This is a genomic window from Pseudomonas sp. GW821-FHT02A11, assembly GCF_059421985.1.
Genome location: NZ_JBWKWB010000027.1, coordinates 15590 through 39323, shown reverse-complemented (window position 1 = coordinate 39323; position 23734 = coordinate 15590). Strand labels below are relative to the sequence as shown.

The following is a 23734-nucleotide window of genomic DNA, read 5'->3' as shown; positions in this document are numbered from 1 at the left end:
GAGATGCGTGTAGCTGACATACACTGCATCCACCACCCTCATCTGTAACAAAGGAATACATCATGAGCGTACTAAGCGAGTTCAAAGCCTTTGCCGTCAAAGGAAACGTCGTCGACATGGCTGTCGGGATCATCATTGGCGCGGCATTCGGCAAGATCGTTTCGTCGTTCGTCGGCGATGTAATCATGCCGCCGCTGGGACTGCTGATTGGCGGCGTGGACTTCAGTGATCTGGCCATTACCCTCAGAGGTGCCGAAGGCACGGCACCGGCTGTCGTGCTGGCCTACGGCAAGTTCATTCAGACGGTGGTCGACTTCATCATCGTGGCCTTTGCGATCTTTATGGGTGTGAAGGCGATCAACCGTTTGAAGCGTGAAGAGGCCAAGGCACCTTCCGTACCACCCACGCCGACGCCACAGGAAACGCTGCTGACCGAGATCCGCGACCTGCTCAAAGAGCAGAACAACAAACCGGCGGCGCCATTGCCGGTGAATCCTGATCGGTTGGTTTAATACCGCACTGTTTCCCGTCGTATGCTGGCCCCTGTGGGAGTGAGCTTGCTCACGAAGGGGCTGTTACATCCGCCAGATATGCAGCGGCCGGGATAGAGCCTTTGTGAACAAGCTCACTCCCACAGATCATCGTTCACATCGAAGATCGTGGCGCCATTGCTACCAATAATTTTCCACCGCCACCTGGCCCGGCTTACGGGTCAGGGCCAGGCGCATGTCGCGGGTTTTGAGCACGGCGCGGGTGTCTTCGATCATCTGTGGGTTGCCGCAGATCATCACCCGCGAATGCTCTGGGGACAGCTCGACGCCCGCCGCCTTTTCCAGTTCGCCATTTTCGATCAAGGTCGTGATGCGCCCGTGCAGTGCACCCGGATGGTCTTCGCGGGTGACCGTGGCGATGAACGTGAACTTGTCCGCGTATTCGGCCAGGTACTCCCGTTGAGTGAGTTCAGCGATCATTTGCTGATACGCCAGCTCTCTCGCCTCGCGAACGCTGTACACCAGGATGATGCGCTCGAATTTCTCCCAGACCTCGAAGTTCTGCAGAATCGATAGAAACGGCGCAACGCCCGTGCCGGTGGACAACATCCAAAGGTCGCGGCCGTCGTTGAACCGATCGAGTGTCAGGTAGCCAGTGGCCTGTTTTTCCACCATCAAGGTGTCGCCTTCACGCAGACGATTCAGTTCACTGGTGAATTCGCCCCCCGGCACGACGATGGAGAAGAACTCGAGAAATTCGTCGAACGGTGAAGACACCACCGAATACGCCCGCCACACCGTACTGCCGTCCGCCTTGGTCACGCCCAGGCGCACGAACTGCCCCGCCGTGAAGCGAAACCCGGGGTCGCGAGTGGTGCGCAGGGTGAACAGGCTGGGTGTCAGCGGGGTGACGTCCAGCAGCGTTTGCCGGGTGAATTTCTCTGCACTGGCAGTCATGGGGCGCTCTTGGCTCCTGTCACTCATGGGGTAGCGCACAGTTTCCCGCAAACTGCAGCCGATAAACACTGCGGGTTTGTAGTGGTATCCATCGACCGGACGTGTAAGCCAACGCGCCTTTTTTAGAGCATTTCGCGATGAGGTTTATCGCGAGAGATAAAAAGTCTGCCGCGCGAAACGCGTAAGAAGCTGATTTAAATAGACTTTTTTACATCTAAAAAAATCGCCGCTTACCGCCTGTCCGCAACCTGCGCCCTGCATTGATCTGCCTGAAGATTCCTTTCCTAGACTTCAATCAAAACGGCAGTCAGCAAACAACGGGCATGGAGGCTTGTAATGGAATACATGAGACTGGATTTGCTACAGATGGCCAAGGCCGCCCCACTCGTGCACAGCGGCCTGACACTTCGGGAAATCGAAGTGCTCAAATGGTCCGCTGAAGGAAAGACAGCGGCTGAAGTGGCGATGATTCTCGACGTGAAGATACGCACGGTGAATTTCCACATCAGCAGCGCGATTCGCAAAATGGGGGTCAACAACAAGATGTCGGCGGTGGTGCAGGCGGCGCTTCATGGGGTTTTTCAGTCATAGCGCAAATCTTGGAAGCGAGTGGAGGAGATGCAAACCTCAGGTGCGTACGGGCAAAAAACACGTAAAATCGCTGATTTCGTGAGTCCGGTTGCAACGGCGCTTACATGACAACCGCCGAGCGCCCGATAGCGTCGTCACCGAATGGAATTTCCCAGCACATGCCCCTGCTTACCACGCCTTTCGCCCAGCTCGACCTGATCCGCCAGCCGGAGCAGTCGGATGAACCGCTGCAGGCCTTCGATGCCGCCGACGAATACCTGCTCAACCATGTGGCCGAGCACGGGCTGACCCTGCAGACCCGCGTGCTGATTCTCAACGACAGCTTTGGCGCACTGGCCGCAAGCCTTGCGCCCCATGCAGCGGTGTTCAGCAGCAGCGATTCATTTCTCGGTGTTCAGGCGCTGGAAAAGAACCTGGCGCGCAACGGCCAGGCCTATGACGCCGTGCCGGTGATTCCGGCGAGCGAACCGCTGACCGGCCCCTTCGACTGGGTGCTGATTCGCGTGCCGAAAACCTTGGCCTTGTTGGAAGAACAGCTTATTCGCCTGCAGGGCCAGTTGGCGCCGGGTGCCAAAGTGGTGGCAGCGGGCATGATCAAACACTTGCCCCGTTCGGCCGGTGAACTGATGGAAGACTACATCGGCCCGGTGCAGGCTTCGTTGGCGGTGAAGAAAGCGCGATTGTTGTTCTGCACGCCCGAAGCAAAAGCCTTTCAGCCCTCGCCCTTCCCCACCCGCTACACCCTCGATGAGCCGAAGATTGAGCTGATCAACCACGCCAACGTGTTCTGCCGCGACGGCCTGGACATCGGCACTCGGGCGTTTTTGCCTCATCTGCCGAAAAACCTCGGTAACGCGCGGGTCGCGGATCTGGGCTGCGGCAATGGCGTGTTGGCGATTGCCAGCGCCCTGGCCAACCCGGACGCGCAGTACACGCTGGTGGATGAATCCTACATGGCCGTGCAATCGGCGCAGGAAAACTGGCAGCTGGCGTTGGGCGATCGCGCCGTGCAGATTCGCGCAGCAGACGGCCTGGCCGGGCAAGAGCCGGATTCGCTGGACGTGGTGCTGTGCAATCCGCCGTTCCATCAGCAGCAGGTGGTGGGAGACTTTCTCGCCTGGCGGATGTTCCAGCAGGCGCGCTCGGCACTGGTGACGGGCGGCGCGTTGTACATCGTCGGTAATCGGCACCTGGGCTATCACGCCAAGCTGGCGCGGCTGTTCCGAGGCGTGGAACAGGTGGCGGCGACGCCGAAGTTCGTGATTCTCAAGGCTCGGAAATAAATCGCGTCCAGGCCTGATGAAGTCCCCCCTGTGGGAGCGAATTCATTCGCGAAAAATGGTTCAGCCGATACAGATGTGTGATCCGTACCGGCCTTTCGAGAATGAATTGGCTCCTACAGGAACGGGACCGTGCTGCCAGGCACGATCAGTGAGTCTTCATCCCCGCCGCAGTCATGAACATGCGCAACAGGGTGGCAACGACAAACAGCGCCAGCACGCTGCCTGACCAGATCACCACCAGCCAGCCGAGTCGCTGCCAGAGCGGCTTTTTCACCGCTCCGTCGTCTTCGCTCAGAGAATCCTTGCCGGTCATCGCCATGCCCTCTTAGTGGTAGCCGTCTTCGTGGGTGACCTTGCCGCGGAATACGTAGTAGCTCCAGAAGGTGTAACCCAGGATGAACGGGATGATGAACAGCGTGCCCACCAGAATGAAGCCCTGGCTCTGCGGCGGCGACGCGGCATCCCAGATCGAGATCGACGGCGGAATGATGTTCGGCCACAAGCTGATACCCAAACCACTGTAGCCCAGGAAGATCAGCACCAGTGTCAGCAGGAACGGCGTGTAATGCGCATTGCGTTCCACCGCCTTGAACAGCCCGTACAGGGTCACCAGCACCAGCGCCGGCACCGGCATGAACCAGATCAGGTTGGCCGGGCTGAACCAGCGGTCGGCGATGTCGGGGTGCGCCAGCGGTGTCCACAAGCTGACGATCCCCATCACCACCAGCGTCGCAAGCGCCAATGGACGTGCCAGATCGTGCATGGCTTTTTGCAAGCCGCCCTCGGTTTTCATGATCAGCCAGGTGCAGCCGAGCAAGGCGTACGCCACGATCAGTGCCAGGCCGCAGAACAGCGAGAACGGCGTCAGCCAGTCCAGCCCGCCGCCCGCGTAAGCGCGGTTGACCACCGGAATGCCGTCGATGAACGCGCCCAGTGCCACGCCCTGGAAGAACGTCGCCACCAGCGAACCGCCGATGAACGCCTTGTCCCAGAGGTGACGCTTGGCGTCGGTGGCCTTGAAGCGGAACTCGAAGGCCACGCCACGGAAGATCAGGCCGATGAGCATGAAGATCAGCGGCAGGTACAGCGCCTCCAGCACCACCGAGTAAGCCAGCGGGAAGGCACCGAACAGCGCGGCGCCGCCCAGGACCAGCCAGGTTTCGTTGCCGTCCCAGACCGGCGCGACGGTGTTCATCATCACGTCGCGGTCGGATTTACCCTTGATGAACGGGAAAAGAATGCCGATGCCCAGGTCGAAGCCGTCCATGACGACGTACATCATGATGCCGAAGATGATGATCACGGCCCAGATCAGTGGAAGATCGATACCCATGCTCAGTTCACCTCACGCAGGCTGTCTTTGTGGCCTTCTTCGCTGCCTTCGTCGGCAGCGGAGAGAGGACGTGCTGGAGTGCGTTTCTGACCGGGACCACCGTGGGGCGTGTCATCGCCTTCGTGGGTTTTCGGCCCTTTGCGCACCAGACGCATCATGTAGCCGAAGCCTGCGCCGAACAGCATGAAATACACCACGACGAACAGCACCAGGGTGATGGTCAACTGCGCCACGCTGTGGTTCGAAGACGCGTTGGCCGTGCGCATCAGCCCGTAGACCACCCAGGGTTGACGCCCGATTTCCGTGGTAAACCAACCCGCCAGCATCGCGATCAGGCCCGCCGGGCCCATGCACATGACCAGCCTCAGGAACAGGCGGTTGCTATACAGCCCGCCGCGCCAGCGCAGCCAGGCACTCCACAGGCCGACGAAAATCATCAGCATGCCCAGCGCCACCATGATGCGAAACGACCAGAAGATGATCGTGGAATTGGGGCGGTCCTCAGGCGGGAACGATTTGAGCGCCGGAATCTGTTTGTCCAGGCTGTGGGTCAGGATCAGGCTGCCCAGATACGGGATTTCGATCGCGTATTTGGTGCGTTCTTCCTTCATGTCGGGGATGCCGAACAGGATCAGCGGGGTCGGCTCGTTGCCGACGTTTTCCCAGTGCCCTTCGATGGCCGCGATCTTGGCAGGCTGATGCTCCAAGGTGTTCAAACCATGGGCATCGCCGACCACCGCCTGAATCGGCGCGACGATCAGCGCCATCCACATGGCCATCGACAACATGCGACGGATCGCCGGGTTGTCGCGACCGCGCAGCAGATGCCAAGCCGCCGAGGCGCCGACGAAGAAGGCCGTGGCGACGAACGCGGCAATCGCCATGTGCGTCAGACGGTAGGGGAATGACGGGTTGAAGATCACCGCCAGCCAGTCCACCGGAATCACTCGGCCATCGACGATTTCAAAACCTTGCGGGGTCTGCATCCAGCTGTTGGACGCCAGAATCCAGAAGGTGGAAATCAGCGTGCCAACGGCCACCATGACCGTCGCGAAGAAGTGCAGGCCACGGCCCACACGGTTCCAGCCGAACAGCATGACACCCAGGAAACCTGCTTCGAGGAAGAAGGCGGTGAGCACTTCGTAGGTCAGCAAGGGCCCGGTGACCGCACCGGCGAAGTCGGAGAATCGGCTCCAGTTGGTGCCGAACTCGTACGCCATGACCAGCCCCGAGACCACCCCCATGCCGAAGTTGACGGCAAAGATCTTCGACCAGAAGTGATAGAGGTCGCGGTAGGTGTTGTCGTGGGTCTTGAGCCACAGGCCTTCGAGCACAGCGAGGAAACTCGCCAGACCAATGGTGATGGCAGGGAACAGGATGTGAAATGAAACAGTGAACGCGAACTGGATTCGGGCGAGATCGAGAGCCTCTAAACCGAACATAGGTCTTCCTCTATCAGGTGACACTGGCTGCCGACCGGTAAATCAGAGCGCAGCGGTTCATTGACACAGATCAATCAACGTTGAAAGAGTAGTCCCATTTTGGCACATGATCCGCGTGGCCTTTTGTCGCGTGACGAGTTGCCTCACCCTCTGATGCAGAGCAGGTGGAGAAAAGCGGATCAGAGCAATGCCCAATGATGCCGTGCTTCGATCCGCTCTTGATTTCTGGCCAGAGGCCGTAGGAACGTCGCGTACCCGCGTTTACAGCGAGCGGCGTAAGAATCCCAGTAATGCCGTCACCAAGCGCTGATACAGCGCATCCACCTCCGGCACCTGCCCCCTCCCGCGCAGGCTGCCGTGCACCAGCCCATTGCCTGGGTAGAACTCGGTGGTCACGCCGGCTTCGCGCAAGGCGCGTTCGTAACAGACGCCGTCATCGCGCAGAGGGTCGAATTGCGCTACGGCGATAAAGGCCGGGGCCAGGCCGCGAAAGTCAGTGGCATTGAGCGGCATCGCATAAGGCGAGCGCTCGCCTTCCTTCATATACAACTGCCCATAGAACCCCAGGTCTGCGGTACTGAGCAGCGGTGCGTCGAAACATTCGCTGCGCGACGGCAGATCATCGGCGCCGCCAAGGGCCGGGTAGACCAGCGCCTGCCCCACCGGCTGCCGCTCGCCCGCTTCACGCAGGGCCAGGCAGACCGCCGCCGCCAGGTTGCCTCCGGCGCTGTCACCGGCGATGGCAATGCGGTAGGGATCGATGTCCAGCCGCTGAGCCTGAATCTGCAAAGCATGCCAGACCGCCAGACAATCGCCGAAACCCGCAGGGAATGGGTGTTCGGGGGCCAACCGGTAATCCACGGCGATGACCACGGCATTGAGATCAATAGCCAGCGACGCGGTCAGGAAATCATGGGAGTCCAGATCCCCGACCACCCAACCACCGCCATGCAGGTACAGCACGTAGGGCGCAGGGTGTTCGAGGGAAAGGTGATCGGGTCGATAGCTGCGAACAGGCACATCTGCCAGCCTGAAATCCTTGACCTCGAGATCGGCGGGGCGCTTCGGGGTAAAGGCTTCGCACAGGCGAGAGTAAGAACGCCGCTGCACAGCGATCTCCGATGAATCAACGCTGAAACTCAGGGATTTCTCGATGAACAGCGCCATTTCGGGCGAGAGAGGGTATTGAGTGGGCATTTGCTGCTCCAGCCCGCCTGAACGCCGGGATCGAGGGTTCTAAATCATTGGAGCGGACACAAACCTGTAGGAGCGAATTCATTCGCGATGGGTCAGTGCATCCGACGCATTTATATCGGCTGCACCACCGCATCGCGAATGAATTCGCTCCCACAGGGTATCGATGCGACCTTGGCGCCGCTTACTTGTTCACCGCCACCTGCACAGCCGTCGCTGCATCCTTGCCATCAAAGGTGGTCACGCCTTCAAGCCAGCGCTTGGTGTCTTCCGGGTGATCCTTGAGCCACTGTTTGGCCACATCGGTCGGGGCCTTGCGGTCCATGATCGGCACCATCATCTGGCTTTCCTGGGCCGCGGTGAACTTGAGGTTGCTCATCAGCTTGTTGACGTTCGGGCAGCGGGTGGCGTAATCCGGCGCGGTCACCACCGACACGGTCGCAGCCCCCTCACCCGGTCCGAACACATCTTCGCTGCCGGTCAGGTAGGCGATTTTCATGTTGATGTTCATCGGGTGCGGCGTCCAGCCGACGAATACCACCCATTCATTACGTTTGGTCGCGCGCTGTACCGCGGCGAGCATGCCGGCCTCACCCGACTCGACCAGCTGGAAGCCGCCCAGACCGAACTGGTTCTTCTCGATCATGCCCTTGATATTGGCGTTGGCGCCGGTGCCGGGTTCGATGCCGTAGATCTTGCCGCCCAACTTGTCCTTGAACTTGGCGATGTCGGCAAAGGTTTTCAGGCCGCCATCGGCAACGTATTGAGGCACCGCCAGGGTGGCCTGGGCGTCGTTCATGCTCGGGGTGTCGAAGACCTTGACCTGATTGGCGGCCACGAACGGTGCGATGTTCTTGTCCATCGCCGGTTTCCAGTAGCCCAAGAACACGTCCAGTCGATCATCGCGCAAGCCGCCGAAAACGATCTGCTGAGCGGCGCTGGTCTGCTTGACGTCGTAGCCCATGTTTTGCAGCAGCACTTCGGCCACGGCGCTGGTGGCGATTACGTCAGTCCAGTTGACCACACCCATGCGTACGCTCTGACATTTGGCAGGTTCGGCTGCCATCAAGGCGGTGCTGCTCAGCATCAACACACCGCAACTGATCTGACGAATAAATCTCTTCATGCGTGCTCCTCGGGTCGGCTCGTTATTTTATTCAGCTCTTTTCGGCAGTTTTCTAAGGCTTGAAGACCCACGACAATGCATTGCTGCCGCGTTGATGCAAATTACGCAGCCGCCCTTTGGACAAAACGCACCAGCGCGACCTGTGGTTGCACTGGAGCGACATCTACAAAAGTAGCCTGTTGACATCATCTTCGTGCGTCGCTGGAGATCCCTCTGTGGGAGCGAATTCATTCGCGAAAAATCGTTCGGGCAAAAGCGATGTGTTGAATGTACCGGCCTCTCGCGAATGAATTCGCTCCCACAGGAAAGTTGCCCATCGGCGCCTCCCCCCATCGCGCATGGCTGCTGGTATGATGCGCGGCTTTTTTGCGACTGGCAGAATTTGTGCAGTGAAATTGTGCGAGCTCATTCGCCTGCTGTGCTTTGCTGTTTTAGTCGATTTCATTAATGGCGCAATGCGTCACCGGGGAGCCACACATGCTGGAGCGGCTGTTTCAACTTAAGGCACATGACACCAATGTGCGTACCGAAATCCTGGCCGGGGTCACGACCTTCCTGGCCATGGCCTACATCCTGTTCGTCAACCCGAGCATCCTCGGTGAGACCGGCATGGACAAGGGCGCGATTTTCGTCGCCACCTGCTTGGCTGCTGCCATCGGCTCCACGGTCATGGGCCTGATCGCCAACTACCCGATCGCGCTCGCGCCAGGCATGGGCCTGAACGCCTTCTTCACGTACACCGTGGTACTGCACATGGGCCACACCTGGCAAGTGGCGCTGGGTGCGGTATTCATCTCGGCGGTGATGTTCTTCCTGCTGTCGATCTTTCGCATCCGCGAGTGGATCATCAACAGCATCCCGCTGCCGCTGCGTTCGGCCATCGCCGCCGGTATCGGCCTGTTCCTGGCGCTGATCGCCCTGCACAACGCCGAAATCGTGGTCAGCAACCCGGCCACCATGGTCGGCCTGGGCGATCTGGCCAAACCGGCACCGATCCTTGCGACCCTCGGTTTCGTCCTGATCGTGGCCCTGGAAGCCCTGAAAGTGCGCGGCGCGGTGCTGATCGGCATTCTGGCGGTGACCATCGTCTCGATCGTGATGGGCTTCTCGCCGTTCGGCGGCGTGGTCTCGATGCCGCCTTCGCTGGCGCCGACCTTCCTGCAACTGGACATTCCGGGCGCACTGAACATCGGTCTGGTCAGCGTGATTTTCTCTTTCCTGTTCGTTGACCTGTTCGACAACTCCGGCACCCTGATCGGCGTTGCCAAGCGTGCGGGACTGATGGGCAAGGACGGCCACATGCCGAAAATGGGCCGCGCCCTGGTCGCCGACAGCACCGCCGCCATGGCCGGTTCCCTGCTGGGCACCTCGACCACCACCAGCTACATCGAGTCCGCGGCAGGCGTGAGCGCCGGCGGCCGTACCGGTCTGACGGCCATCGTGGTGGCTGTCTTGTTTTTGCTGGCGCTGTTCTTCGCACCGCTGGCGGGTAGCGTTCCGGCCTTCGCCACGGCCCCTGCCCTGCTGTTCGTTGCGGTGCTGATGACCTCGGGTCTGGCGGAAATCAACTGGGACGACATCACCGAAGCAGCACCCGTGGTACTGACCGCGCTGGCGATGCCGTTCACCTATTCCATCGCCAACGGCATCGCGTTTGGCTTCATTTCCTGGACAGTGATCAAGCTCTTGTCGGGCCGCGGCCGCGAGCTGAATTCGGCGCTGGTGGTGCTGTCGATCCTGTTCGTGATCAAGTTGGGCTTTTACCCATGAGTGCTCCGTTCGACCCCGCCAATTACAGCCAACAGCTCGATGAAAAGGCCGACCGCCTGCGCGAGCTGCTCAAGCCGTTCGATGCGCCTGCGCCGCAAGTCTTCGATTCGCCGCGCGAGCATTACCGCCTGCGCGCCGAATTTCGCCTGTGGCGCGAAGAGGGCCGGCGTCATTACGCGATGTTCACGCCGGGCGACAAGCACACGCCGATCCTGATCAACGATTTCCCCATCGCGAGTGAACAGATCAACGCGTTGATGCCGGTGCTGCGTGAACGCTGGGAAGCCAGCAAGACGCTCAATCACAAGCTGTTCCAGGTGGACTTCCTCACCACCCTGGCAGGCGACGGCATGGTCACCCTGTGCTATCACCGCCCGCTGGACGACGCCTGGAAGCTGGAAGCCGTGCAACTGGCGGCCGAGCTCAAGGTCAGCGTGATCGGGCGCTCCAAGGGCCAGCGTCTGGTCATCGGTCGCGACTACGTCACCGAACAGCTCGACGTTGCCGGGCGAACCTTCAGCTATCGCCAGCCGGAAGGCGCGTTCACCCAGCCCAACGGCACGGTAAACCAGAAGATGCTGAGCTGGGCCTATGAAGCGCTGGGCGACCGCGAGGATGACCTGCTGGAGCTGTATTGCGGCAACGGCAACTTCACCCTGCCGCTGGCAACCCGTGTGCGCAAAGTGCTGGCCACCGAGATCAGCAAGACCTCGGTCAACGCCGCCCTGAGCAATCTGGCGGACAACGCTGTCGATAACGTCTCGCTGGTGCGTCTGTCGGCTGAGGAGCTGACCGAAGCGCTGAACGAGGTGCGCCCGTTCCGTCGTCTGGCCGGCGTGGACCTCAAGAGCTACGACTTCGGTAGCGTGTTCGTCGACCCGCCGCGCGCGGGCATGGACCCGGACACCTGCGAGCTGACCCGGCGTTTCGAGCGCATCCTGTACATCTCCTGCAACCCGGAAACCCTGGCCGCCAACATCGCTCAACTGCACGACACCCACCGGGTGGAGCGCTGCGCGCTGTTCGACCAGTTTCCGTATACGCACCATATGGAGTCGGGTGTGTTGCTGGTCAGACGCTGAGCCGACACGTTACACATGATCGTCCCCACTGCGCGCAGGAACGGTCACCTGCCTTTATTTGTAGGAGCGCGCTTGCCCGCGAGGCGGCGTGTCAGGCGCCGGATATGGCACAGACAGCTCGCATCGCGGGCAAGCGCGCTCCTACAAAGTGTGTGCCATTCTCCGACCACCCATCATTAAATTTCTGACAGTAAGAGGCATATACCTCCTTGTAGGTGTATAACAGTCGGCCGTCTTTCGCTTCGATGGATGTCCTGCCTTGAGTTCCGAATCGCCCGCCTCATCTGCCGAGTCCGCCGCACAGAGCGCGCTCAAGCAACCCGGCTTCTTCGCTTTTCTGACCGCACGTCTTGCTGCCGTCTTCGCCATGCAGATCCAGGCCGTGGTTGTCGCCTGGCAAGTCTATGACATGACCCGCGACCCGATCTCGCTGGCCTACGTGGGCCTGGCGCAGTTCATCCCGATGCTGCTGTTGCTGATGCCTGCCGGGGATCTGATCGACCGCTACGACCGCAAGCTGATCCTGACCATCAGCTGGACCGTACAGGCCCTGTGCAGCCTGATGCTGATGCTGTTTTCTGTCACCCATCACCAGGACACCCGGCTGATCTACGCGACCCTCGCCCTGTTCGGCTGCGCCCGCGCCTTCACCGGCCCGTCTTTGCAAAGCCTGCTGCCGCAAGTGGTGCCTCGCGAAAAACTGGCCTCGGCGATTGCCACCAACAGCATGATCATGCGCATCGCCACCATCGCCGGGCCTCTGGTCGGCGGTGGCTTGTATGCCGCGGGCGGCGGCGGGCTGACCTACAGCGTGTGCATGGCCAGCTTTATCGCGGGCGTGCTGCTGCTCAGCCGCGTGCAGGTGCTGTACGCCGGCAAGAAGCAGATTCTCGAATCCACCGCCTGGAAACGCTTCACCGCTGGCATCGCCTTCATCCGCTCGCGGCCGATCATCCTTGGCACCATCTCCCTGGACCTGTTCGCTGTGCTGTTGGGCGGTGTGGTGGCGCTGCTGCCGATTTACGCCCACGAAGTGCTGCACCTGGGGCCACAAGGCCTCGGGGCGTTGCGCAGTGCGATGAGTCTGGGAGAAGTAGCTACCGGTTTGTACCTGGCTGCGCGACCGTTCGATCGCCATGTGGGGCTGGTGATGTTCATTGCCGTTGCGGTGTTCGGTATGGCCAACCTGGTGTTCGCCCTGTCGACGCTGTTCTGGCTGTCGCTGCTGGCCTTGATGGTCGCGGGCGCTGCAGACATGGTCAGCGTCTACATCCGCTCGACGCTGGTGCAGTTCTCCACCCCGGACGAGATGCGCGGCCGGGTCAACGCCGTGAACATGCTGTTCATTGGCTCGTCCAACGAGCTGGGTGAGTTCCGCGCAGGCAGCAGCGCCTCGCTGTTCGGCGCCGTGCCTGCTGCAGTGATTGGCGGGTTGTGCACGCTGGGCGTGGTGGGCACTTGGATGTGGGCATTCAAGCCGTTGCGCCAGGTGAATCACTTTGCCGATGCCTCACCGGCTGAAGTGACCGAGAAGCAAACGACGCGAGTGTGATCCTGTTCCACAGGTGCACGCACCTGTGGAATGCATTGTCGGATTACACCACCATTGGCCGGCCGTCTCCCGCCTGCGCCTTTCGCTGCCCGGCGATCAATTCATGTCCCTGTTCGATGACATCAAACGCGCCTCACAAGGTGTTGACCTGACCGATGGCCACCGGGCGCGGGCCTTCGCCAATGCCGTTTTCCAACGGCGCGCCGAATGCGTCGAGGCTGATCTGGAAGCGGTCGCCAGGCTGGGTTTTCACGCCGTCGGCAAACGACAGGGTTGCCGTGCCGAAATAGTGAATGTGCACGTCACCCGGACGCAGGAACTGCGCGTATTTGAAGTGGTGAAATTCGAGGTTGGCCAGGCTGTGACACATGTTGTCCTCGCCGCTGAGGAATTCCTTCTCCCAGATCACTTCGCCCTTGCGCGTGATGCGGCTCATGCCGGACAGGTGACGCGGCAGCTCGCCGACGCGCAATTCCGGGCCGTAGGCGCAATAACGCAGCTTGGAGTGAGCGAGGTACAGGTAGTTGCGGCGCTCCATCACGTGATCGGAAAACTCGTTGCCCAGCGCGAAGCCGAGGCGATAGGGCTGGCCGTCGTCGCCAATCACATAGAGGCCGGTCAGCTCGGGTTCTTCGCCTGCATCTTCGGCAAATGGGGGCACCGGGAAGTCCGCGCCTGGGCGCACGACGATGCTGCCATCACCCTTGTAGAACCACTCCGGCTGGGCGCCGACCTGCCCCTGCGCTGGCTTGCCTCCCTCGATGCCCCATTTGAAGATCTTCATGGTGTCGGTCATGCCCGCTTCGACTTCACCCTCGTGCTGGTGCATCTTGTCACGCGCCGAAGCGCTGCCCAGGTGGGTCAGGCCGGTGCCACTGATCAGGCAATGGGCCGGATCATCGTGGTCCAGCGGCGGCAGGACATGGCCGCGCTGCAACAGGCCCGCGTAATCAGGCCCGGGCTCGGTGCCGCGTTTGCCGACTTCGGCGCTCAGGCCGTGCTGGCTGCGAATGGCCGCCAGGGCCAGTTCGCGGGTGCTGGTGGTGCCGCGAACGACATTGACCTGAGCACCCTCGACGACGCCGACCTGGCGTTGTCCGTGAGTGGTTTCGAATTGGATCAGGCGCATGGTTTATCTCCGTGATTCGGAATTTCGGAACACACATGACTGACCTGTGGGAGCGAATTCATTCGCGAAATGGCATTACTGGCGATGAATCTCTATCGGCTGTACCGGCCTCTCGCGAATGAATTCGCTCCCACAGGGGGTCGCCCGCCACGCGTTGGGTGGCTGGGCACCAATCCCTCATCACTCGATGATGTTGAACTCGCTCAGGTACTCATCGGAGATCTCCAGCCCCAGGCCCGGCTTGTGGTCGTCCAGCTGGATGTAGCCATTGACCGGTTGTGGCTCGCCCTTGAACACGTAATAAAACAGCTCATTGCCGACCTCAACATCGAACACCGGGAAGAACTCGGCCATCGGCGAGGCGGTGGTGGACAGGGTCAGGTGATAGTTGTGCATCTGGCCTGCGTGAGGGATGACCGGTACCGACCAGGCTTCGGCCATGGCGTTGATCTTGCGCGCTGCGGTGATGCCGCCCACGCGGTTGGTGTCGTACTGGATCACGTCGATGGCGCGACGTTCGAGCATGTCCTTGAAGCCGTAGGAGGTGAACTCGTGCTCGCCGCCGGAGATCGGCATGATGCCCATCTTCTTCAGCTCGATGTAGCCTTCCAGGTCGTCGGCGATCACCGGCTCTTCCAGCCAGCGCGGCTCGAATTCCGCCAGTTTTGGCAGCATGCGGCGAGCGTATTCCAGGGTCCAACCCATGTAGCACTCGAGCATGATGTCGACGTCCGGGCCTGCCAGTTCACGCAGCGCACGCACCTGTTCGATGTTGCGGCGCATGCCTGCCGGACCGTCTTTCGGGCCGTAGCCGAAGCGCATCTTCATCGCCGTGAAGCCCTGGCTCAGGTAGCCCTGGGCTTCTTCCAGGAACAGGTCCAGGTTGTCGTTGGCGTACAGCTTGGAAGCGTAAGTCCAGATCTTCTCCTTGGTGCGCCCGCCTAGCAGCTTGAACACCGGCTTGTTCACGGACTTGCCCATGATGTCCCAAATGGCGATGTCGATCGCAGAGATGGCGGCCATGCCGATGCCCTTGCGGCCCCAGGCGTGGCTCTGGCGGTACATCTTCTGCCAGATGTATTCGTTGTCGAACGGGTCTTCACCGATGGCGATCGGCGCCAGGTAGGTGTCGATGATTTCCTTGGCCACATGCGGCGCCAGCGCACAGTTACCAATGCCGACGATGCCGTTGTCGGTCTCGACCTCCACCACCAGCCAGCCATGGAAACGAAAGGAGCCCATGGCATCGCCGCGCTCGAAAAGGATGTCACTGGCGTTGGTGCAGAAGTGCGCCTGAGGTGGGACGACCTTGCCTTTCCACTCGAATACGCGGGTACGGATTGCCTTGATTTTCATGAGAAGAGTCCTTGCCACTGCGGGTTATGCCCAAGGATTTCGGGAGGACCGAAACAGGGCTTCTTGTCATTGTTCTTCAACACCCGAGCCGCAGAACGCAAAGGCTTTGCGGGGCGCGTCGATGGGGGAATTTAGCCAGCCGCGACCGGAGCTCGGCTAATCACTTATGCGTATCCAGTGATAGCCAGAGGTGATCAGTAGAAAGACTTAGTCAGTGCAGGGGTTATAGGAGCTGACACGCGCCAGCGTTTGATTCTGGGCACCGGTGTCCACAGCTGCATCGAACCGGCTTTTGATTGTGAGCGCAGCCCGTAGGAGCGCAGCTTGCTCGCGATCGGCTGCGAAGCAGTCGTAAAGCCTGCAACTGTGGCGGGCCTGACAGACCGAGTTGCCGGAACGTGCTGCCGCTTCGCGCCAGATCGCGAGCAAGCTTGCTCCTACGCCTTCGGCAGAAGCGGGACAGTGTCGATGCAGAAAATACAGGTAAAAAAAGCCGCACGGCGCTCATCACACCGTGCGGCAAAACGTGGGCTGTCGCTGTTGGGGTCAACCGTCAGACGTTGCTCTGCCCCATGCGGCAGGCAATCTCGAACGCTTGGCGAATTGCGCCGACATTCGCCTTGCCTTGCCCGGCAATATCGAACGCCGTGCCGTGGGCGGGCGTGGTGATCGGAATCGGAAGGCCGCCCTGCACCGTCACGCCGCGCGAGAAGCCCATCAGCTTGATCGCGATCTGCCCCTGGTCGTGGTACATCGTCACCACCGCGTCGAAGGCATTGGCATCGCCCTGCACTTTCAGAAAAATCGTGTCGCCCGGATACGGCCCATCGGCATTCATGCCCTGAGCCTGCGCGGTTTTCACTGCTGGGCCGATGATGTCCAGCTCCTCCCGACCGAACGAGCCGTTGTCGCCGTTGTGCGGATTCAACCCGCACACGCCGATGCGCGGCGCCTTCAGGCCATTGCGCTTGAGGGCGGTGTCGATCAGCCGGATCGCCTCGATCACCCGCTCCTGGCTCAACAAGCCCGGCACCGCCGACAACGCCACATGGGACGTCACGCGCGAAGTCCAAAGACTGTCCATCACGTTGAATTCGCAGAACGGCCCATCGAAACCCAGCTGCTCGGCGAACCAGTGCAGCTCGTCGTTGTGGGCCATGCCGGCCATGTGCAGCGAGGTCTTGTTCAGCGGGCCGAACAGCACGGCATTGGTGATTTTCGCAGCAGTCAGTTCGACAGCGATCTTCAGCGTGTCGAGGCAATAACGCCCGCCGATGGCACTGGCTTCGCTGCGCGGAAAGTCACCCACGGCATCGCCGCGAAAGTTGTAGAACAGCGGCGTGTCGTCGGTGAAGTCCAGCGACTCCAGCGAATCGATCTGCCGATATGGAAACGACAGCCCGGCGATGTCCATCCCCCGACGCATCTCGCTTTCGTCGGCGATCAGAATCACCTGAGCCTGGCTGCGCACCTTCTCATCGCTGAGCAGCCGCGCGATCAGTTCCGGGCCGATGCCCGCCGGGTCACCGAGTACCATCGCAATTCGGGTTTTGTTCATGCCTGACTCCTCATCTGTTCCTGCCACGGACGCGCCACGACGCACGGCTCGCAACGGTAAATACGCTGCGCGTTGCTGTAGAAAAGACGCTCCTGATCGGCGCGGGGCAGATCACGAACGATGTGTTTGAAACCGCTGTAGATGTCGTCGAACGAGCCGCACAGGCTGTCGACCGGGAAATTGCTGGCGAACATCGCACGCGAGGCGCCGAACATGGCGATGATCTCGCGCACGATCCAGGCGTTGTCCTGGGCACTCCAGCGTCGACCGCGCAGGCCCAACCCGGAAATCTTCACCACCACGTTGGGCTGCTCGGCCAGTTTCGCCATCGCGCCATGCCAGCCAGCGAGGCCCTCGACGCTGCGGTCCGATGGCAGCCCCGCGTGATTGAGAATCAGCGTGGTCTGCGGGAAATCCCGCGCCAGCAACCCGGCTTCTGGCAGGTTCCACCAAGGCGTCTGCAGGTCGAAGTGCAGGCCCATGTCATGCAAGGTTGCGTAGCTGCGGCGCCAGTGTTCGTCGCTCATCAACGTACGTTGTTCGCCCACCTGCTCGGGCGAAGCCGGGCCGCCCGGCTTGTGCCGCACACTGCGCACGCTGGCGAACAATGCCTGTTCGACGAGCAGCGCAATGGCATCCGGATGATCGAGCCAGGCTTGCGCGACGACCGCATTGGGTACGCCATAACGCGCGGCGATCTGCTCGATGAAACGGGTCTCGCCAAGGGGGTCGCTCGGGTCCCATTCGGTCTCGACGTAAACGGTCTGCACCACGTTGTGCTCGCCTGCGTCGGCGAAGTACTCAGGCGGCAGGTAACGGCGTTTGATTGCCGAGTAATCGCCGTAACGAAACGGGATGTTCGCGCCTTCCGCGAGCCAGGGGTGGTAGTTGGTCTGCGGGTCCCAAAAGTGATGATGGGCATCGACGATCGGCCCGCTGTAGACCTCCTCAGACATGACCCACCTCCTGATTGCCATCCAGGCCAATCAGCAACGTGGCGAGCACGAACAGCGCCGCGCAGATCGCGAAGAACGCCAGCACCGCGCCGAAACCGCCGAAAAATTGCAGGATCAGGCCCACCAGAATCGGCACGAAAATCCCGCCAATGCTGCCCGCCAGGTTCATCACGCCGCCGATCAAACCAACGCGAGCCGGTGCTGCCAGCAGCGCCGGGAAGCTCCAGTACAGGCTGCCCCACATCAGGAAAAACGCGGTCATCGCCAGCAGCGCCACGGCCGCAATCGGGTCGCTCAGGTTCGGCAGCAGCAACAGCGCGCCAAGGGCGATCACCCCAGAGAAGGTCAGCAGGCCCTTGACCGCCACGCCACGACGCACGCCTTTGCGAATCAGGCCGTCGCAAAGAAAACCGCCAGTCAGCGAGCCCAGCGAGCCGCAGATGAAGATCACGAAAGTCGCAAAGCCAATGCCCTTGATGTCGAAACCCCGCGCCTGAGCCAGGTAGCTCGGGCCCCAGGTCAGCAGACCGAAATACACCATCGCCCAAGTCGAACGACCGATCAAAAGGCCCACCAAGGAGCGTGCCGCGATGCCCAGCCCCTTGACCTTGGCTCGCGCCGCTTCGGCAGCAGGCGTCTCACGGCCCGCATTGATTTTGGCAAGCTCCGCTTCGTTGACCTGCGGGTGTACCGAAGGGTCGTCACGCAGGTAGCGCCACGACACCCAACCCAGCAGCAGTGTCGCCACACCGGCGATGACGAATGCCGAGCGCCACGAGTCCAGCGACACGATCAGATAGGCGATGATCAGACCACCCAACGCCACGCCCAACGGGCTGCCGCTGTCCATCATCACCGCACCGCGACTGCGCTCACTCGGCGCCAGCCACAACGAAATCAGCTTGCCGCCCGACGGGAACAACGGCGCTTCCGCGGCACCGAGAAACATCCGCGCAAACAACAGCGAAGCACCGCCCGTGGCAAACCCCGCCAACACCTGAAACGTGCCCCACAAACCGGTGGACCACGTGATCACACGACGCGGCCCAAACCGGTCGATCATCCAGCCGCCCGGGATCTGCAACAGCGCGTAGGCCCAGAAAAAACTGCTGAGAATCAGCCCCTGCATCGCTGGCGACAGGGTGAATTCCCTAGCAATGGTCGGCATCGCGATCGACAGCGAAACCCGGTCGATCAGGTTGACCATCGTGAGTACAAAGATGATTGCGAAGATACGCCACCGCACCGTGCCGGCCCTGGCCACACGCGCAACGCTGGAAACGGGAGGGGCATACGGTTCACCTGTTGCGGACAGGTGCACGTCGGCGCTGCTGCGAGCCATGGGTGCGTACCTCGATGTTGTTGTTTTTATAGTCGACGGCTCAGACGAGAGCGTCGGTGTGCAGCCACTATCGAGGCGTGAGCGATAACCGTCTAATCAAAGCTGGAAATACGGTGATAGCTGGAGGATATAGCAAGCGCGAGGTTTGGTGATGGGTCCGCAGACCATCGCCTGTGGACGCATCGCACGCGGTACGCGCCGGGTGAAACAGTAGCGGACTGATTGTCTCCAATGGGGAATCAGTGAGTTCGAATTCTGCTGGATTGTTAGCCAATCCAACCTCCCCTAAAGTTCACCCCATGCCGCAGCCAATGAGCACAACGCCAAGGCCGGCGCCGATTTCACATCTCTCTCAACTCGATAAAGGAATGCACACATGACGACTTACAAGCGCTTGGACAAGAACGACGCCGTACTGCTGATGATTGACCACCAGACTGGTTTGATCTCGCTGGTGCAGGACTTCTCGCCGAACGAGTTCAAGAACAACGTGCTGGCCCTGGCCGATTGCGGCAAGTTCTTCGACCTGCCGACGATCCTGACCACCAGCTTCGAATCCGGCCCGAACGGCCCGTTGGTTCCCGAGTTGAAAGAGATGTTCCCCGATGCGCCGTACATCGCTCGCCCAGGCCAGATCAACGCTTGGGACAACGAAGACTTCGTCAAGGCGATCAAGGCGACCGGCCGCAAGCAGCTGATCATTGCCGGCGTGGTGACTGACGTCTGTGTGACGTTCCCGACGCTGAGCGCGCTGGCGGAAGGGTTTGATGTGTTCGTGGTGACCGATGCGTCGGGCACGTTCAACGAAGGCGTGCAGCAGGCGGCGTGGAATCGCATGTCGGCCGCCGGTGCGCAGTTGATGAACTGGTTCGCTGTGGCCTGTGAGCTGCACCGCGACTGGCGCAACGACATCGAAGGCCTGGGCAACCTGCTGTCCCAGCGCATTCCGAACTACCGCAACCTGATGAATGGCTACAACGCGCTGACAGCTGCCAAGAACTAATTTCCCCCAAAACGAAGGGCGGGCATTGTGCCCGCCCTTTTTTGCGTTCTGCCGAAATCTGATCGCGAGCAAGCTCACTCCTACAGGACTGCATTGCTTTTGTAGGAGCGCGCTTGCCCGCGATGACGCACGACCTGTCGACATATGCCAATCGCCAGCCTCGTTGCAGGTACCGCGTTCCCGCAGGAGTGAGCGTGCTCGCGATGAGGTCGGTGCATCCAGCACAGAGTTGCGGTCTGGCGCATCCCATCACGGGCCAACGTGCTCCTACAATCATCCCCAAATTACCGATAACCCCAGGCTATCGGTGTATGTGATGTTTTGAGTAGACGCGACATGGCAACTTTCCCACACTCCTCGCACGGCTGATCACCCAGCCGACCACTCATAACAACTACAAAAACGAGGATCACCATGCGAACCGCATCTTTCCGACGCGCGTCCCGTTTGCTGCTCGGCTGCACACTTCTGTGCGCCACAGCGCTTCCTACCCTCGCACTCGCGGCATGGCAACCTGACAAGAACGTCGAAATCGTCGTGGCCGGTGGTCCCGGTGGCGGCACCGATCAGTTGGGTCGGCTGATTCAATCGATCATCAGCACGCATAAGTTACTGGATGTAAACACCGTGGTCCTGAACAAGGGCGGCGGCAATGGCGCGGAAGCCTTTCTCGACATGAAGGTCTCCAAGGGTGACGCCGACAAGCTGGTGATCGCGACCAACAACATTTACCTGCTGCCGTTGGTGTCCAAGCTCGGCTATGAATGGCAGGAGCTGACGCCGGTCGCTGCGGTCGCTGAAGACGACTTCATCCTCTGGACCTACACAGACGCGCCGTGGAAAGACGCCAAGGGCTTTTATGAAGCCGTGAAAACCGACCCGTCGAGCATGCGCATGGGTGGCAGTCAGTCCAAGGACGTCGACCAGACCCTGACCCTGCTGCTCAACCAGACCAACAAAACCAAGCTGGTCTACATCCCGTTCAAGAGCGGCAGCGAGGCCGCCACCCAACTGGCGGGCAAACACATCGCCGCCAACGTCAACAATCCCGCCGAAAGCATCAGCCAATGGCGCGGCGATCAGGTGCAGCCGCTGTGCGTCTTCAGCAAGGAGCGCATGGCCTACACCGACAAGGTCGCCGGCGACAAATCCTGGGCCGATGTGCCTACGTGCCATGAGGCAGGTCTGGGCATCGATCAGTACCGTTTCCCACGCACGATCTTCATGCCCGGCAACGTCAGCGCCGAGCAGCGCGCGTTCTACATCGACCTGATGCGCAAAGTCGCCGAGACACCCGAGTTCAAGGCCTACGTGACGCAGAACGCACTGGTGCCGACCTTCCTGGAAGGTGATCAACTGGCCGCCTACATTGAAAAAGACACCGCCCGCGTGACCCCGGTGTTCAAGGAAGCCGGCTGGCTGCGCAACTGATCCGCCCTGCTGCCCGCCGTTCACACGTGAAACGGCCGTCGGCGGCAGTCACTCGCTGGAGGTGTGTGATGTCCAATTCTTCCCATTCGACTTCGCTGATCGGCACCCGCTGGGTGGAGCTCGGCCTGGCCCTTTTTACCCTGGTGCTCGGCGCGGTGGTGATGTCTGGCAGTGTCGAGCAAGGCATCGGTTGGGGCGACGCAGGCCCTGAGCCAGGCTATTTTCCGTTCTACATCGGCCTGTTGCTGGCGAGCGCAAGCCTGGCCAATGGCGTGCTGACGATCATCCGCTGGAAACTCCTGAGCATCAGTTTCGTCAGCCGGGGCGAATTCCGTCAGGTGCTGTCGGTGTTCATCCCGATTGCGCTGTTCGTCTGCGCCATGCCCTTCACCGGCATTTATCTGGCCTCGACAGTATTCATCGCCTGGTTCATGTGGCGTGACAAGGTGCGCGCCAAACCCTACGGGCTGTTGATGATCGCCAGCATTTCCATCGGCGCGGTGCTGGCCAGCTATTTAATCTTCGATCTGTGGTTCAAGGTGCCGCTGGACGCAGGCCCGTTGGGCAACTGGATTACCACGGCCTGGAGATCGCTGAAATGAGCGAATTCGAGTCTCTGCTGCAGGGCATGAACCTGATCCTCACGCCCGGTCATATCGGACTGATGGTGGTGGGCGTGTTGCTCGGCATTCTGGTGGGCGTGCTGCCGGGCCTGGGAGCTCCCAACGGCGTGGCCTTGCTGCTGCCGATCACCTTCACCATGTCGCCGGTCTCGGCAATCATCCTGCTCTCGTGCATGTATTGGGGGGCGCTGTTCGGTGGGTCGATCACTTCGATCCTGTTCAACATCCCCGGCGAGCCGTCATCGGTGGCGACGACCTTCGATGGCTACCCGATGGCCCGCGACGGCCGCGCCGCCGAAGCGCTGACCGCTGCGTTCAGCTCGGCATTGATCGGCGCCCTGGCGGGCGTGCTGTTGCTGACGTTCCTGTCGACGCGCATCGCCGAATTCGCCATGACTTTCAGCTCACCGGAGTTCTTCGCGGTCTACCTGTTGGCCTTCTGCACCTTCATCGGCATGAGCAAGAACCCGCCGCTGAAAACCGTGGTGGCGATGATGATCGGCTTCGCCATGGCGGCGGTCGGCATGGACACTGTTTCCGGCAACCTGCGCCTGACCTTCGACCAACCGGCGCTGATGACCGGCATCAGCTTCGAGGTGGCGGTGATCGGCCTGTTCGGCATCGGTGAGATTCTGTGCACCGTCGAAGAGGGCCTGGTGTTTCGCGGCGAGCACGCGCGCATCACGCCGATGGTCATTCTGCGCACTTGGGCGAAACTGCCGCGCTACTGGTTCACCCTTCTGCGCAGCACCATCGTCGGCTGCTGGATGGGCGTGACGCCGGGGGGCCCGACCGCCGCTTCTTTTATGAGCTACAGCATCGCGCGACGCTTCTCGAAGAATCGCGACAACTTCGGCAAAGGCGAGATCGAAGGCGTAATCGCCCCGGAAACCGCCGACCACGCCGCCGGGACCAGCGCCCTGCTGCCGATGCTGACCCTGGGCATTCCGGGTTCGGCGACCGCTGCGGTGATGCTCGGCGGCCTGATGATCTGGGGCCTGCACCCCGGCCCGACGCTGTTCGCCGAGCAGCATGATTTCGTCTGGGGCCTGATCGCCAGCATGTATTTGGGCAATGTCGTCAGCCTGCTGGTAGTGCTGGCGACCGTGCCGCTGTTCGCCTCGATCCTGCGCATCCCGTTCTCGATCATTGCGCCGATCATCATTATGGTCTGCGCCATTGGCGCGTACTCGGTGCATAACTCGATGTTCGACGTGATGTTGATGCTGGGCTTCGGCGCGCTGGGGTATCTGTTCAAGAAGCTCGGCTACCCGATTGCGCCGCTGGTGCTGGCTGCCGTGCTGGGGGACAAGGCCGAAGATGCGTTTCGTCAGTCGATGCTGTTTTCGGATGGCCAACTCGGAATCTTCTGGTCCAACCCGCTGGTGGGCAGCCTGACCACCGCCGCGCTGCTGATGCTGTTCTGGCCGATGATCTCGGGCGGCATCAAGGCTGCGTTCGGCTGGCGCGCGCGTCATTCGATCAAGGTGAAAACCCTGTGATGACACGCAACGC

21 protein-coding genes are annotated in these 23734 nt (G+C 60.9%); 10 read left to right on the top strand and 11 right to left on the bottom strand.

The genetic code is table 11. The features are described 5' to 3' along the window. The first annotated feature begins 62 nt into the window (after positions 1 to 62). Positions 63 to 512, top strand: coding sequence for a large-conductance mechanosensitive channel protein MscL (gene mscL, locus AC07V9_RS25575; RefSeq protein ID WP_495018419.1), 450 nt, complete (start codon positions 63 to 65; stop codon positions 510 to 512). Positions 513 to 671: 159 nt separating this feature from the next. Here the strand turns inward: mscL and AC07V9_RS25570 are convergent, their stop codons facing one another. Beyond that, on the bottom strand, positions 672 to 1448 hold the full coding sequence (locus AC07V9_RS25570; protein WP_495018418.1) for a ferredoxin--NADP reductase: 777 nt from the start codon (positions 1446 to 1448) through the stop codon (positions 672 to 674). Positions 1449 to 1814: 366 nt separating this feature from the next. Between AC07V9_RS25570 and AC07V9_RS25565 the strand changes: the two genes are divergently transcribed. Further along, positions 1815 to 2039, top strand: coding sequence for a helix-turn-helix domain-containing protein (locus AC07V9_RS25565; protein ID WP_495018417.1), 225 nt, complete (start codon positions 1815 to 1817; stop codon positions 2037 to 2039). Positions 2040 to 2197: 158 nt separating this feature from the next. Continuing rightward, the gene (locus AC07V9_RS25560) at positions 2198 to 3322 is read left to right on the top strand and encodes a methyltransferase (protein WP_495018416.1); all 1125 of its coding nucleotides are present in this window, start codon (positions 2198 to 2200) and stop codon (positions 3320 to 3322) included. A gap of 145 nt (positions 3323 to 3467) precedes the next feature. Here the strand turns inward: AC07V9_RS25560 and AC07V9_RS25555 are convergent, their stop codons facing one another. The 5 genes from AC07V9_RS25555 to choX form a co-directional block, all read right to left on the bottom strand. After that, entirely contained in the window at positions 3468 to 3635 is a 168-nt protein-coding gene (locus tag AC07V9_RS25555) for a DUF2474 domain-containing protein (RefSeq protein ID WP_495018415.1), read from the bottom strand. A gap of 12 nt (positions 3636 to 3647) precedes the next feature. Continuing rightward, positions 3648 to 4655, bottom strand: a complete 1008-nt coding sequence (gene cydB / locus AC07V9_RS25550; protein WP_495018414.1) for a cytochrome d ubiquinol oxidase subunit II — start codon at positions 4653 to 4655, stop codon at positions 3648 to 3650. A 2-nt stretch (positions 4656 to 4657) separates the two neighbouring features. Next, positions 4658 to 6097: a cytochrome ubiquinol oxidase subunit I gene (locus AC07V9_RS25545; protein WP_495018413.1), complete on the bottom strand. Its 1440-nt coding sequence runs from the start codon at positions 6095 to 6097 to the stop codon at positions 4658 to 4660. Positions 6098 to 6358: 261 nt separating this feature from the next. Then, positions 6359 to 7294, bottom strand: coding sequence for an alpha/beta hydrolase (locus AC07V9_RS25540; protein ID WP_495018412.1), 936 nt, complete (start codon positions 7292 to 7294; stop codon positions 6359 to 6361). A 181-nt stretch (positions 7295 to 7475) separates the two neighbouring features. Further along, positions 7476 to 8417 carry a choline ABC transporter substrate-binding protein gene (choX, locus tag AC07V9_RS25535; protein ID WP_495018411.1) on the bottom strand — a complete coding sequence of 314 codons (942 nt, stop codon included), beginning with the start codon at positions 8415 to 8417 and terminating at the stop codon, positions 7476 to 7478. A 477-nt stretch (positions 8418 to 8894) separates the two neighbouring features. Here choX and AC07V9_RS25530 point away from each other — a divergent pair, with 477 nt between their 5' ends. The 3 genes from AC07V9_RS25530 to AC07V9_RS25520 all read left to right on the top strand — a co-directional run bounded on the left by AC07V9_RS25530 (position 8895) and on the right by AC07V9_RS25520 (position 12821). Next, positions 8895 to 10187 carry an NCS2 family permease gene (locus tag AC07V9_RS25530; RefSeq protein ID WP_495018410.1) on the top strand — a complete coding sequence of 431 codons (1293 nt, stop codon included), beginning with the start codon at positions 8895 to 8897 and terminating at the stop codon, positions 10185 to 10187. After that, a complete protein-coding gene (gene trmA, locus AC07V9_RS25525) occupies positions 10184 to 11269 on the top strand; it encodes a tRNA (uridine(54)-C5)-methyltransferase TrmA (RefSeq protein ID WP_495018409.1) in 1086 nt (361 codons plus the stop codon). Before AC07V9_RS25530 ends, trmA begins: the two co-directional genes overlap by 4 nt. Positions 11270 to 11528: 259 nt before the next feature. Beyond that, the gene (locus AC07V9_RS25520) at positions 11529 to 12821 is read left to right on the top strand and encodes an MFS transporter (protein WP_495018408.1); all 1293 of its coding nucleotides are present in this window, start codon (positions 11529 to 11531) and stop codon (positions 12819 to 12821) included. A 133-nt stretch (positions 12822 to 12954) separates the two neighbouring features. Here AC07V9_RS25520 and araD1 read toward each other — a convergent pair whose 3' ends face one another. From araD1 to AC07V9_RS25495, 5 genes are all read right to left on the bottom strand, one after another. Next, positions 12955 to 13950, bottom strand: coding sequence for an AraD1 family protein (gene araD1, locus AC07V9_RS25515; protein WP_495018407.1), 996 nt, complete (start codon positions 13948 to 13950; stop codon positions 12955 to 12957). A 180-nt stretch (positions 13951 to 14130) separates the two neighbouring features. After that, positions 14131 to 15306: an L-rhamnonate dehydratase gene (locus AC07V9_RS25510; RefSeq protein ID WP_495018406.1), complete on the bottom strand. Its 1176-nt coding sequence runs from the start codon at positions 15304 to 15306 to the stop codon at positions 14131 to 14133. A gap of 553 nt (positions 15307 to 15859) precedes the next feature. Then, positions 15860 to 16864, bottom strand: coding sequence for a 4-hydroxythreonine-4-phosphate dehydrogenase PdxA (locus AC07V9_RS25505; protein WP_495018405.1), 1005 nt, complete (start codon positions 16862 to 16864; stop codon positions 15860 to 15862). Further along, positions 16861 to 17820 (bottom strand): amidohydrolase family protein, encoded by a 960-nt coding sequence (locus tag AC07V9_RS25500; RefSeq protein ID WP_495018404.1) that lies wholly within the window; start codon positions 17818 to 17820, stop codon positions 16861 to 16863. The genes AC07V9_RS25505 and AC07V9_RS25500 overlap by 4 nt, the downstream gene beginning before the upstream one ends. Continuing rightward, on the bottom strand, positions 17813 to 19162 hold the full coding sequence (locus AC07V9_RS25495; RefSeq protein WP_495018403.1) for an MFS transporter: 1350 nt from the start codon (positions 19160 to 19162) through the stop codon (positions 17813 to 17815). Before AC07V9_RS25495 ends, AC07V9_RS25500 begins: the two co-directional genes overlap by 8 nt. 376 nt (positions 19163 to 19538) lie before the next feature. On the opposite strand from AC07V9_RS25495, the gene ycaC reads away from it, so the two are divergent. The 4 genes from ycaC to AC07V9_RS25475 all read left to right on the top strand — a co-directional run bounded on the left by ycaC (position 19539) and on the right by AC07V9_RS25475 (position 23721). Further along, on the top strand, positions 19539 to 20165 hold the full coding sequence (gene ycaC / locus AC07V9_RS25490; protein WP_495018402.1) for an isochorismate family cysteine hydrolase YcaC: 627 nt from the start codon (positions 19539 to 19541) through the stop codon (positions 20163 to 20165). Positions 20166 to 20579: 414 nt separating this feature from the next. Continuing rightward, positions 20580 to 21596, top strand: coding sequence for a Bug family tripartite tricarboxylate transporter substrate binding protein (locus AC07V9_RS25485; RefSeq protein WP_495018401.1), 1017 nt, complete (start codon positions 20580 to 20582; stop codon positions 21594 to 21596). A 68-nt stretch (positions 21597 to 21664) separates the two neighbouring features. Beyond that, the gene (locus tag AC07V9_RS25480) at positions 21665 to 22198 is read left to right on the top strand and encodes a tripartite tricarboxylate transporter TctB family protein (protein WP_495018400.1); all 534 of its coding nucleotides are present in this window, start codon (positions 21665 to 21667) and stop codon (positions 22196 to 22198) included. After that, positions 22195 to 23721, top strand: a complete 1527-nt coding sequence (locus tag AC07V9_RS25475; RefSeq protein ID WP_495018399.1) for a tripartite tricarboxylate transporter permease — start codon at positions 22195 to 22197, stop codon at positions 23719 to 23721. The genes AC07V9_RS25480 and AC07V9_RS25475 overlap by 4 nt, the downstream gene beginning before the upstream one ends. Positions 23722 to 23734: the final 13 nt, after the last annotated feature.

Excerpts from the sequence above, each read along its gene's own strand:
- mscL (WP_495018419.1), top strand. The coding sequence starts at position 63 with ATGAGCGTACTAAGCGAGTTCAAAGCCTTTGCCGTCAAAGGAAACGTC.
- AC07V9_RS25570 (WP_495018418.1), bottom strand. The coding sequence starts at position 1,448 with ATGACTGCCAGTGCAGAGAAATTCACCCGGCAAACGCTGCTGGACGTC.
- AC07V9_RS25565 (WP_495018417.1), top strand. The coding sequence starts at position 1,815 with ATGGCCAAGGCCGCCCCACTCGTGCACAGCGGCCTGACACTTCGGGAA.
- AC07V9_RS25560 (WP_495018416.1), top strand. The coding sequence starts at position 2,198 with ATGCCCCTGCTTACCACGCCTTTCGCCCAGCTCGACCTGATCCGCCAG.
- AC07V9_RS25555 (WP_495018415.1), bottom strand. The coding sequence starts at position 3,635 with ATGACCGGCAAGGATTCTCTGAGCGAAGACGACGGAGCGGTGAAAAAG.
- cydB (WP_495018414.1), bottom strand. The coding sequence starts at position 4,655 with ATGGGTATCGATCTTCCACTGATCTGGGCCGTGATCATCATCTTCGGC.
- AC07V9_RS25545 (WP_495018413.1), bottom strand. The coding sequence starts at position 6,097 with ATGTTCGGTTTAGAGGCTCTCGATCTCGCCCGAATCCAGTTCGCGTTC.
- AC07V9_RS25540 (WP_495018412.1), bottom strand. The coding sequence starts at position 7,294 with ATGCCCACTCAATACCCTCTCTCGCCCGAAATGGCGCTGTTCATCGAG.
- choX (WP_495018411.1), bottom strand. The coding sequence starts at position 8,417 with ATGAAGAGATTTATTCGTCAGATCAGTTGCGGTGTGTTGATGCTGAGC.
- AC07V9_RS25530 (WP_495018410.1), top strand. The coding sequence starts at position 8,895 with ATGCTGGAGCGGCTGTTTCAACTTAAGGCACATGACACCAATGTGCGT.
- trmA (WP_495018409.1), top strand. The coding sequence starts at position 10,184 with ATGAGTGCTCCGTTCGACCCCGCCAATTACAGCCAACAGCTCGATGAA.
- araD1 (WP_495018407.1), bottom strand. The coding sequence starts at position 13,950 with ATGCGCCTGATCCAATTCGAAACCACTCACGGACAACGCCAGGTCGGC.
- AC07V9_RS25510 (WP_495018406.1), bottom strand. The coding sequence starts at position 15,306 with ATGAAAATCAAGGCAATCCGTACCCGCGTATTCGAGTGGAAAGGCAAG.
- AC07V9_RS25505 (WP_495018405.1), bottom strand. The coding sequence starts at position 16,864 with ATGAACAAAACCCGAATTGCGATGGTACTCGGTGACCCGGCGGGCATC.
- AC07V9_RS25500 (WP_495018404.1), bottom strand. The coding sequence starts at position 17,820 with ATGTCTGAGGAGGTCTACAGCGGGCCGATCGTCGATGCCCATCATCAC.
- AC07V9_RS25495 (WP_495018403.1), bottom strand. The coding sequence starts at position 19,162 with ATGGCTCGCAGCAGCGCCGACGTGCACCTGTCCGCAACAGGTGAACCG.
- ycaC (WP_495018402.1), top strand. The coding sequence starts at position 19,539 with ATGACGACTTACAAGCGCTTGGACAAGAACGACGCCGTACTGCTGATG.
- AC07V9_RS25485 (WP_495018401.1), top strand. The coding sequence starts at position 20,580 with ATGCGAACCGCATCTTTCCGACGCGCGTCCCGTTTGCTGCTCGGCTGC.
- AC07V9_RS25480 (WP_495018400.1), top strand. The coding sequence starts at position 21,665 with ATGTCCAATTCTTCCCATTCGACTTCGCTGATCGGCACCCGCTGGGTG.
- AC07V9_RS25475 (WP_495018399.1), top strand. The coding sequence starts at position 22,195 with ATGAGCGAATTCGAGTCTCTGCTGCAGGGCATGAACCTGATCCTCACG.